Source organism: Pseudomonas tehranensis (genome assembly GCF_014268615.1).
GTDB lineage: Bacteria > Pseudomonadota > Gammaproteobacteria > Pseudomonadales > Pseudomonadaceae > Aquipseudomonas > Aquipseudomonas tehranensis.
In genome coordinates this window covers 1-9209 of record NZ_JABWQV010000201.1, presented here as the reverse complement: position 1 = coordinate 9209, position 9209 = coordinate 1, and the positions used below count along the sequence as shown (strand labels likewise).

The 9209-nt window shown below is 58.2% G+C and carries 8 protein-coding genes; 2 read left to right on the top strand and 6 right to left on the bottom strand.

The window, feature by feature from the left end:
• Positions 1 to 80: 80 nt before the first annotated feature.
• The 6 genes from HU811_RS21230 to HU811_RS21205 all read right to left on the bottom strand — a co-directional run bounded on the left by HU811_RS21230 (position 81) and on the right by HU811_RS21205 (position 6534).
• Positions 81 to 296 carry a DUF1127 domain-containing protein gene (locus tag HU811_RS21230; RefSeq protein ID WP_047230079.1) on the bottom strand — a complete coding sequence of 72 codons (216 nt, stop codon included), beginning with the start codon at positions 294 to 296 and terminating at the stop codon, positions 81 to 83.
• A gap of 318 nt (positions 297 to 614) precedes the next feature.
• The gene (scpC, locus tag HU811_RS21225) at positions 615 to 2108 is read right to left on the bottom strand and encodes a succinyl-CoA:acetate CoA-transferase ScpC (RefSeq protein WP_092399811.1); all 1494 of its coding nucleotides are present in this window, start codon (positions 2106 to 2108) and stop codon (positions 615 to 617) included.
• 198 nt (positions 2109 to 2306) lie between these two features.
• The gene (locus HU811_RS21220) at positions 2307 to 3743 is read right to left on the bottom strand and encodes an NAD(P)(+) transhydrogenase (Re/Si-specific) subunit beta (RefSeq protein ID WP_092399813.1); all 1437 of its coding nucleotides are present in this window, start codon (positions 3741 to 3743) and stop codon (positions 2307 to 2309) included.
• Entirely contained in the window at positions 3743 to 4066 is a 324-nt protein-coding gene (locus HU811_RS21215; protein ID WP_003187010.1) for an NAD(P) transhydrogenase subunit alpha part 2, read from the bottom strand. The genes HU811_RS21220 and HU811_RS21215 overlap by 1 nt, the downstream gene beginning before the upstream one ends.
• A 15-nt stretch (positions 4067 to 4081) precedes the next feature.
• The gene (locus HU811_RS21210) at positions 4082 to 5203 is read right to left on the bottom strand and encodes a Re/Si-specific NAD(P)(+) transhydrogenase subunit alpha (RefSeq protein ID WP_092399815.1); all 1122 of its coding nucleotides are present in this window, start codon (positions 5201 to 5203) and stop codon (positions 4082 to 4084) included.
• 434 nt (positions 5204 to 5637) lie between these two features.
• Complete coding sequence (locus HU811_RS21205; protein WP_186657942.1) at positions 5638 to 6534, bottom strand: LysR family transcriptional regulator; 897 nt, start codon at positions 6532 to 6534, stop codon at positions 5638 to 5640.
• A gap of 157 nt (positions 6535 to 6691) precedes the next feature.
• Here HU811_RS21205 and HU811_RS21200 point away from each other — a divergent pair, with 157 nt between their 5' ends.
• Both HU811_RS21200 and HU811_RS21195 read left to right on the top strand, forming a co-directional pair.
• Positions 6692 to 7873, top strand: a complete 1182-nt coding sequence (locus tag HU811_RS21200; protein ID WP_025216186.1) for an acyl-CoA dehydrogenase — start codon at positions 6692 to 6694, stop codon at positions 7871 to 7873.
• Positions 7874 to 7885: 12 nt separating this feature from the next.
• On the top strand, positions 7886 to 9106 hold the full coding sequence (locus HU811_RS21195; protein WP_186657939.1) for a CaiB/BaiF CoA transferase family protein: 1221 nt from the start codon (positions 7886 to 7888) through the stop codon (positions 9104 to 9106).
• The last annotated feature ends 103 nt before the right edge of the window (positions 9107 to 9209 follow it).

Here is a 9209-nt window from a genome sequence, read left to right as displayed (position 1 = left end):
CGCGGTTTCCCGCGACGGGTCTTGTTTGTTCAATTCGGTGCTGGCGGTGGACCCGGTGGGTCAGGGCCAGCGACGCTGAGTTAGCGCCAGAACGGCTTGCTCAGCTCTTCGTAGCGTTGTGCTTCGCTGATACCGGCGTCAGCCAGCAGGCGTGCATCCAGACGGGCCAGTTGGTGGCGGCTGGCGATGCGGCGCTGCCACAACATCAGGTTAGCGATAACGCGAAGAGGCAGGGAAGCCTGGTTTTTTTCAGCTTTGTCTTCGAAAAACAGCTCGGAACTGAGTGTACGTTCCATGGTTGACATCCTTCCGCTTATGGCGGGATTAGGTAGTGGTTTAACTGGTACCCATGATCCTCTTGTTTGGCCAGTCTCTCTAGATACAGTTCACCTGTAATGTGAGAGACCAGTTAACTGTTAAACGGTGGTGTACTGGTCAATATCGAGGCAACTGTACCTGTGCGCACTATTATTGTGCATTTTTGCCATGAAAGCAGAGTTGCGTGGGAGTTTGCTGTAGGAAATCACAGGTACAGTAGTACAGTTTTTGTGGTTTGTGGATTGAGAGCGATGGCCAATGAAAACTGTATTGGCTACCAAAGTGATCCAGCTGTATTAAACCGCCAGCATCTGCCCGGTCTCTTCCAGATTCAGGTGCCAACTCAGTGCATCGCGCAGGATGTGTGGTGTATGTCCGCCCAAGGCGCACGCCGCTTCAAAATACTCGTTCAATGCCTGGCGATAGGACGGATGCACGCAATTGTCGATGACCACCCGCGCCCGCTCCCTTGGCGCCAGGCCACGCAGGTCGGCCAGGCCGATCTCGGTCACCAGAATGTCAACATCGTGCTCGGTATGGTCCACATGGCTGACCATCGGCACGACGCTGGAAATTGCGCCGCCCTTGGCGATCGACTTGGTGACGAAAATCGCCAGATGCGCATTCCGGGCAAAGTCCCCTGAGCCACCAATCCCGTTCATCATCCGCGTGCCGCAGACATGGGTGGAGTTGACATTGCCGTAGAGGTCGAACTCCAGCGCCGTATTGATGGCGATGATGCCCAGGCGGCGTACAACTTCGGGGTGGTTGGAGATTTCCTGGGGACGCAGGACCAGCTTGTCCTTGTACTTCTCCAGATTGCCGAATACGTCGGCATTGCGCCGGCCCGACAGCGTAATGGAGCTGCCAGAGGCAAAGCTCAGTTTGCCGGCGTCGATCAGGTCGAATGTGGAGTCCTGCAGGACTTCGGAATACATGGTCAAGTCTTCGAACGGTGAGTCGATCAGGCCGCACATCACGGCATTGGCAATGTTGCCGATACCGGCCTGCAACGGACCGAGTTTATTGGTCATGCGCCCGGCGGCGACTTCCTGTTTGAAGAAGCCGATCAAATGATCGGCAATGGCTTGGGTGTCGCTGTCCGGCGGCATGACTGTCGAAGGCGAATCCGGCTGGTTGGTGATGACAATGGCAGCGATTTTTTCCGGCGGTATCGGGATGGCAGTGCTGCCGATACGGTCGTCGACCTTCACCAAGGGAATCGGTGTGCGCGTCGGGCGATAGGTCGGGATATAGATGTCATGCAACCCTTCCAGATCAGGGTTGTGGGCCATGTTGATTTCAACAATGACCTGCCTGGCGAAAATAGCGAAGCTGGCCGAGTTGCCCACCGAAGTGGTGGGCACGATATGGCCTTGCTCGGTAATGGCCACGGCTTCGATCACGGCAATATCCGGCAACTTGAGCTGGGCGTTACGCAGTTGTTCGACGGTTTCCGACAGGTGCTGGTCGATGAACATCACCTCGCCAGCGTTGATGGCCTTGCGCAACGTGCTGTCGACCTGGAATGGCATGCGCCGGGCCAGTACGCCGGCTTCGGTGAGTTCCTTGTCGAGGTCGTTACCCAAGCTCGCCCCCGTCATCAGGCTGATTTTCAACGGCGTGACCTTGGCGCGCTCAGCCAGGGCGTGGGGCACTGCTTTCGCTTCTCCGGCGCGGGTAAAGCCGCTCATGCCGACGGTCATGCCGTCCTGAATCAACAGGGCTGCTTCGGCAGCGCTCACAACTTTGTTCAACAACGAAGGCAGGCGGATGCGGTCACGGTACATGGGTGGTTATCTCGGGCTGGAAGCAAGGTGCGCAGTCTATTGAATTCGCGCCGTGTCCGTCCCGCTACAAAAGTCGCATTTAAGGCGTCTATTACGGGCGTTTCAGGCAAAACATTATTACTGGATCGGTAACGTTGGGCCTTGATACAAATCAAAACGCCCCGACAAGTCGGGGCGTTAGTGGCGAAGCAGTGAGCGTTATTCCACCGCTTTGACCATGTCTTCGATGACCTTCTTGGCGTCACCGAACACCATCATGGTCTTGTCGAGGTAGAACAGCTCGTTGTCCAGGCCAGCATAGCCGCTGGCCATCGAGCGCTTGTTGACGATGATGGTCTTGGCTTTGAACGCTTCGAGAATCGGCATGCCGGCAATCGGCGACTTCGGATCGTTCTTCGCTGCCGGGTTGACCACGTCGTTGGCGCCGAGCACCAGCACCACGTCGGCCTGGCCGAATTCGGAGTTGATGTCCTCCATTTCGAACACCTGGTCGTAAGGCACTTCAGCCTCGGCCAGCAGCACGTTCATGTGTCCGGGCATGCGACCGGCCACTGGGTGGATCGCGTATTTCACGGTCACGCCATGGTGGGTCAGCTTCTCGGTCAGTTCTTTCAATGCGTGCTGCGCCCGTGCCACCGCCAGGCCATAACCCGGGACGATGATCACGGTATCGGCGTTGGTCAGCAGGAAGGTGGCGTCGTCCGCCGAACCGGATTTCACCGGCCGGGCTTCTTTGGAGCCTGCCGGGCCTGCGGCGTCTGCTGTGTTGCCGAAACCGCCGAGCAATACGTTGAAGAATGAACGGTTCATCGCCTTGCACATGATGTACGACAGGATCGCACCGCTCGAACCCACCAGCGAGCCGGCAATGATCAGCATCGAGTTGTTCAGCGAGAAGCCGATACCCGCTGCGGCCCAACCGGAATAACTGTTGAGCATCGAGACCACCACCGGCATGTCCGCGCCGCCAATCGGGATGATGATCAGCACGCCCAGGACAAAGGCCAGGGCCAGCATCAAGGCGAACGCGCCGAGGTTGCCGGTGAACATGAAGGTCAGGCCCAGGCCCAGCGTTGCCAGACCCAGAATCAGGTTGAGCTTGTGTTGCCCGCCAAACTGTACCGGTGCGCCCTGGAAGAGGCGGAACTTGTACTTGCCCGAGAGCTTGCCGAAGGCGATCACCGAACCGGAGAAGGTGATTGCACCAATGGCGGCGCCAAGGAACAGCTCCAGGCGGTTACCGGCCGGAATCGCATCGCCCAGTTGTTGGACGATGCCCAGGGACTGCGGCTCGACTACTGCTGCAATGGCGATGAACACCGCAGCCAGGCCGATCATGCTGTGCATGAACGCCACCAGTTCGGGCATCTTGGTCATCTCGACGCGCTTGGCCATGATCGAACCGGCGGTGCCGCCGACCAGCAGGCCAACGATGACGTAGCCGATGCCGGCAGTCGCCAGCTCAGCACCGAGCTTGTAAATGAGGCCCACGGTGGTGAGCACCGCCAGCGCCATGCCGAGCATGCCGAACAGGTTTCCCCGGCGGGACGTGGTGGGGTGCGACAGGCCTTTGAGGGCCTGGATGAAGCAGACAGACGCGATCAGATAGAGCGTCGTTACCAGGTTCATGCTCATTACTTAGGCGCCTCTTCTTTTACGGCTTTCGGGGCTTTTTTCTTGAACATCTCAAGCATGCGGCGCGTCACCAGGAAGCCGCCGAACACGTTCACCGCGGCCAGGGCCACGGCGAGGGTGCCCATGGTCTTGCCCAGCGGGGTCACGGTCAGTGCGGCGGCAAGCATGGCGCCGACGATCACGATCGCCGAAATGGCATTGGTCACCGCCATCAGCGGTGTGTGCAGCGCGGGTGTTACGTTCCAGACCACGTGGTAACCGACATAAATCGCCAGCACAAAGATGATCAGGTTGTAGATACCGGGGGAGATAAGCTCTTCCATTGTCTGAATCCCTGCTTAGGCGTTTTTACGGATGACCTGGCCGTCGCGGCACATCAGGCACGCGGCGACGATGTCGTCTTCCAGGTTCACGTCGAACTGACCTTCCTTGGTGAAGACCAGCTTCAGGAAGTCCAGCAGGTTACGGGCGTACAGCGCCGAAGCGTCGGCCGCGACTTCGCCGGCCAGGTTGGTCGGGCCGCAAATGATCACGCCATTTTCGGTCACCACCTGATCGGCGACGGTCAGCGGGCAGTTACCGCCCTGGGCTGCCGCGAGGTCAATGACCACCGAGCCGGGTTTCATCTGCGCGACGGTTTCGGCGCTCAGCAAGGTCGGTGCCTTGCGGCCCGGAATCAATGCGGTGGTGATGACGATGTCAGCCTGCTTGGCGCGCTCATGCACGGCCTGAGCCTGGCGCTGCATCCAGCTGGCAGGCATGGGCCGGGCATAACCCCCGACACCGACGGCGCATTCACGCTCTTCGTCGGTTTCGTAGGGGACGTCGACGAACTTGGCGCCGAGGGACTCAATTTGCTCCTTCACCGCCGGCCGCACATCCGACGCCTCGATCACAGCACCCAGGCGCTTGGCCGTGGCAATCGCCTGCAATCCAGCCACGCCAGCACCGAGAATCAGCACCCGCGCCGCTTTGACGGTACCTGCGGCGGTCATCAGCATCGGCATGAAGCGGGGGTAGTAGTGGGCGGCCAGCAGCACGGCCTTGTAGCCGGCAATGTTCGCCTGAGACGACAGCACATCCAGGCTCTGGGCGCGGGAGGTACGTGGCGCAGCCTCAAGGGCGAAAGCGGTAATGCCGCGCTCGGCCAGCTTGGCGATGGTTTCGTTGTTGAACGGATTGAGCATGCCTACCAGAACGGTGCCGCTCTTGATCAGCGTCAGCTCGCTGTCGCTGGGGGCGACCACCTTGAGAATCAGCTCGGCCCCGAAAGCATCACTGGCGCTGCCAATGGTGGCGCCCGCTGCTTCATAGGCACTGTCGATAACGCTGGCCTTGATACCGGCGCCGCTCTGGACAGTGACCTTATGGCCTTGGCCGATCAGCTTCTTGATGGTTTCCGGGGTTGCAGCAACCCGCGTTTCACCCGTCTGGGTTTCGAGAGGAACACCAATGTGCACGTCAAATCTCCTGCGTGATCTTATTGAGTAAACCCAGGCACTTCGGATGGTGCGGCTGGGGCGGCCGATCAGCACGATCCCGCCGAATCAGGCGGGGCGCGGCATTTTGCAGGCGAAAATTCAGCCCTTCAAGGGATTATGACGGGTGACGGAAAATTAACTACAAGTCACCCTGTGACCGAATGTCGCAACTATCGGCATATATCCCCGGTAGGCTGGGCTTTTCAGGGTTTCAGGCCAAATTTGACGATTTTTCCATTGGCGACGTGAATGAACCCTAATGAGCTGCGTAACGTGGCTCAAAGCCACGTTTTTGAAAGGTTATGAGACTACTGTACTGATTTCGTAACAGATTGACTGTATGCGACATAAATTTATATCTGTAGCGCTTTTGATTAGCTTACTACCGGAGTCGGATATAGGGTTTTTACTTGTTAATCAAGGCTATAGCTGCCCGCCTGCTTGACGAGCCAATCGCGAAAAGCCCTCAGAGAGGCTGATTCGACCTTTCTTTCGGGGATCATCAGGTAGTAGGCCTTGATGCTCGACAAGGCATTTCGATTGGCAACCACCAGTCGTTTCTCGGCCAGCTCGCGCTGGATCAAAAAAGGTGGAATCAAGGCGATTCCCATGTCATGCATGGCCGCTTGGGCAAGCATGGAGAATAGTTCATAACGCGGGCCTGTCAGGTCTCGCGCGATATTGAGGTTTTGTGAGTCGAACCATTGGCGCCACGCATACGGGCGGGTGGTTTGTTGAAGTAAGGGCAGTTCGGCGATGGCTTGCGGTGTCAGGCTGTCCCGGTGACCCAGTAAGGTGGGGCTGCACACGGGCATCGGGTTTTCTCCCATCAGCTTGTGGGATTCGGTGCCGGACCAATCCGCATCGCCGAAATAGATAGCGGCGTCAAAATCCGTATCCGCAAAGAGAAACGGCCGAGTGCGATTGGTCAGATTGACCGTCACTTCTGGGTGCTGTTGTTGGAAGTCCTTGAGGCGCGGTAGCAGCCATTGAGTACCAAACGTCGGAACCACTGCCAGCTCTATCACGTTGGCGCCGGTATGCCCCATTACTGAAAGAGTATCGCGCTCCACGGCGTCCAGTTGAGTCGCAACTCGGCGGCTGTAGGAAAGGCCGGCCTCTGTCAGTTTGACTCCCCGTCGTGAGCGTCGGAACAGCTCCACACCGAGGAAGTCCTCCAGGCTGGAGATCTGTCGGCAAATGGCACCCTGTGTGAGGGAAAGCTCCTGTGCGGCCTTGGTAAAACTCTCATGGCGTGCGGCGGCCTCGAAGCTGACCAAGGCGACGGTGCTGGGGATTTTTCTGCGCATGTACGTCAACCTCACACGTCAGCGTTGAAAACGGGGTTCTTTGCACTTACGGAGTGAGAAATTAGCACAAGAGAGTGCGTAATCCTCGTTTGCTCTGATAGGAAAGCGCGCCTAGGATCAATCCACGATTTTTAATCTGATTGGCGAGGACTCTTTCATGGCCGGTAAAGCGAGTTTCAACTGGATTGATCCATTGTTGTTGGACCAGCAACTCACCGAAGAAGAACGCATGATTCGCGACACTGCCGAGCAGTTCGCCCAACAAAAGCTCGCGCCGCGTGTGTTGGAAGCGTTCCGTCATGAAAAAACCGACCCGGCCATTTTCCGTGAGATGGGCGAGGTCGGCTTGTTGGGGGCAACCATTCCTGAACAGTACGGCGGCAGCGGCTTGAACTACGTCAGCTATGGTTTGATCGCTCGTGAAGTGGAGCGCGTTGATTCAGGTTATCGCTCAATGATGAGCGTGCAGTCCTCGCTGGTCATGGTGCCGATCAATGAGTTCGGCACCGAAGCTCAAAAGCAGAAGTACCTGCCGAAGCTGGCCTCCGGCGAGTGGATCGGTTGCTTTGGTCTGACAGAGCCGAACCACGGCTCCGACCCGGGAGCGATGATTACCCGTGCGCGCAAAGTGGAAGGCGGCTACAGCCTGACGGGTAGCAAGATGTGGATCACCAACAGCCCGATTGCCGATGTATTTGTTGTCTGGGGTAAGGATGACGCCGGTGACATCCGCGGCTTTGTTCTGGAGAAAGGCTGGAAGGGCCTGAGTGCGCCGGCGATTCACGGCAAGGTCGGTCTGCGCGCTTCGATCACCGGCGAGATCGTCATGGATAACGTCTTCGTTCCAGAAGAAAACATCTTTCCGGATGTGCGTGGGCTGAAAGGGCCTTTCACCTGTCTGAACTCGGCTCGCTATGGCATCTCCTGGGGAGCCTTGGGGGCCGCCGAATTCTGCTGGCACACCGCGCGCCAGTACACCCTGGATCGACAGCAGTTTGGTCGTCCTTTGGCTGCCACTCAGTTGATCCAGAAAAAGCTGGCCGATATGCAGACTGAAATCACCCTTGCCCTGCAAGGATGCCTGCGTCTGGGGCGTATGAAGGATGAGGGTACGGCCGCTGTTGAAATCACCTCCATCATGAAGCGCAACTCCTGTGGCAAATCCCTGGATATTGCTCGCATGGCGCGGGACATGCTGGGCGGCAATGGCATCTCCGATGAGTTCGGCATCGCTCGCCATCTCGTCAACCTGGAAGTGGTGAACACTTACGAAGGTACCCATGACGTTCATGCACTGATCCTGGGGCGTGCGCAAACCGGTATCCAGGCGTTCTATTAATAGGGGGACGGCATGGGCGCGCTTTCGCATCTGCGGGTACTGGATTTATCGAGGGTGCTGGCCGGGCCGTGGGCTGGTCAGATCCTGGCGGACCTGGGGGCTGAGGTCATCAAGGTCGAGCGGCCGGGTGGTGGTGACGATACGCGCGCCTGGGGGCCGCCGTTCCTGAAGGATGCGTCTGGCGAGAATACGACCGAGGCGGCCTATTACTTGTCGGCCAATCGCAACAAGCAATCGGTGACCATCGATTTCACGCACCCCGAGGGGCAAAGGTTGGTGCGGGAGTTGGCGGCAAAGTCCGACATTCTGATTGAGAACTTCAAGGTCGGTGGGCTGGCGGCCTATGGCCTGGACTACGACTCGCTGAAGGCGATCAACCCGCAACTGATCTATTGCTCGATTACCGGGTTTGGTCAAACCGGTCCTTACGCCAAGCGCGCCGGATATGACTTCATGATCCAGGGGTTGGGGGGCTTGATGAGTCTCACCGGCCGGCCTGAAGGTGATGCGGGGGCGGGCCCGGTGAAGGTAGGGGTTGCACTGACGGATATCCTGACCGGTGTCTATTCGACCGTCGCCATCCTGGCTGCGCTGGCTCACCGCGATCATGCCGGCGGCGGGCAGCATATCGACATGGCCTTGCTGGACGTTCAAGTGGCTTGCCTGGCGAACCAGGCGATGAATTACCTGACCACGGGCAACGCGCCGAAGCGGTTGGGCAACGCTCATCCGAACATAGTGCCTTATCAGGATTTTCCTACGGCTGACGGTGACTTCATCCTTACGGTGGGCAATGACAGCCAGTTCCGAAAGTTTGCCGAGGTCGCGGGTCAGCCGCAGTGGGCTGATGACCCTCGCTTTGCGACAAACAAATTGCGGGTGGCGAACCGTACAGTATTGATACCTTTGATTCGCCAGGCGACGGTGTTCAAGACCACTGCCGAATGGGTCGCTCAGTTGGAGCAGGCTGGAGTGCCCTGTGGGCCGATCAATGATGTGGCTCAGGTGTTTGCCGATCCCCAGGTCCGGGCGCGTGGGCTGGCGATGACGTTGCCTCACGCACTGGCGGGTGAAGTGCCGCAGGTTGCCAGTCCGATCCGGCTGTCTGAGACTCCGGTGGAGTATCGCAATGCGCCTCCTTTATTAGGGGAGCACACGCGGGATGTTCTGCTGCGAGTGTTGGGGTTGGATGAAGCGATGGTGACGGGCTTGAAAGAGGCTGGGGTGCTCTGATGCTTTCTTCTATATAGAAGAGCCTTTTTGCGGGGTGCGGTGGCTTTTTCGAATGCCCCGCAACTTATTGATGGAAAAACGAAATTAAGGGTTGACGGCAAAT

Bases quoted from the DNA above. Each gene is read 5' to 3' on its own strand.
- HU811_RS21195 (WP_186657939.1), top strand. From the start codon at position 7,886: ATGGGCGCGCTTTCGCATCTGCGGGTACTGGATTTATCGAGGGTGCTG.
- HU811_RS21200 (WP_025216186.1), top strand. From the start codon at position 6,692: ATGGCCGGTAAAGCGAGTTTCAACTGGATTGATCCATTGTTGTTGGAC.
- HU811_RS21205 (WP_186657942.1), bottom strand. From the start codon at position 6,534: ATGCGCAGAAAAATCCCCAGCACCGTCGCCTTGGTCAGCTTCGAGGCC.
- scpC (WP_092399811.1), bottom strand. From the start codon at position 2,108: ATGTACCGTGACCGCATCCGCCTGCCTTCGTTGTTGAACAAAGTTGTG.
- HU811_RS21215 (WP_003187010.1), bottom strand. From the start codon at position 4,066: ATGGAAGAGCTTATCTCCCCCGGTATCTACAACCTGATCATCTTTGTG.
- HU811_RS21230 (WP_047230079.1), bottom strand. From the start codon at position 296: ATGGAACGTACACTCAGTTCCGAGCTGTTTTTCGAAGACAAAGCTGAA.
- HU811_RS21220 (WP_092399813.1), bottom strand. From the start codon at position 3,743: ATGAGCATGAACCTGGTAACGACGCTCTATCTGATCGCGTCTGTCTGC.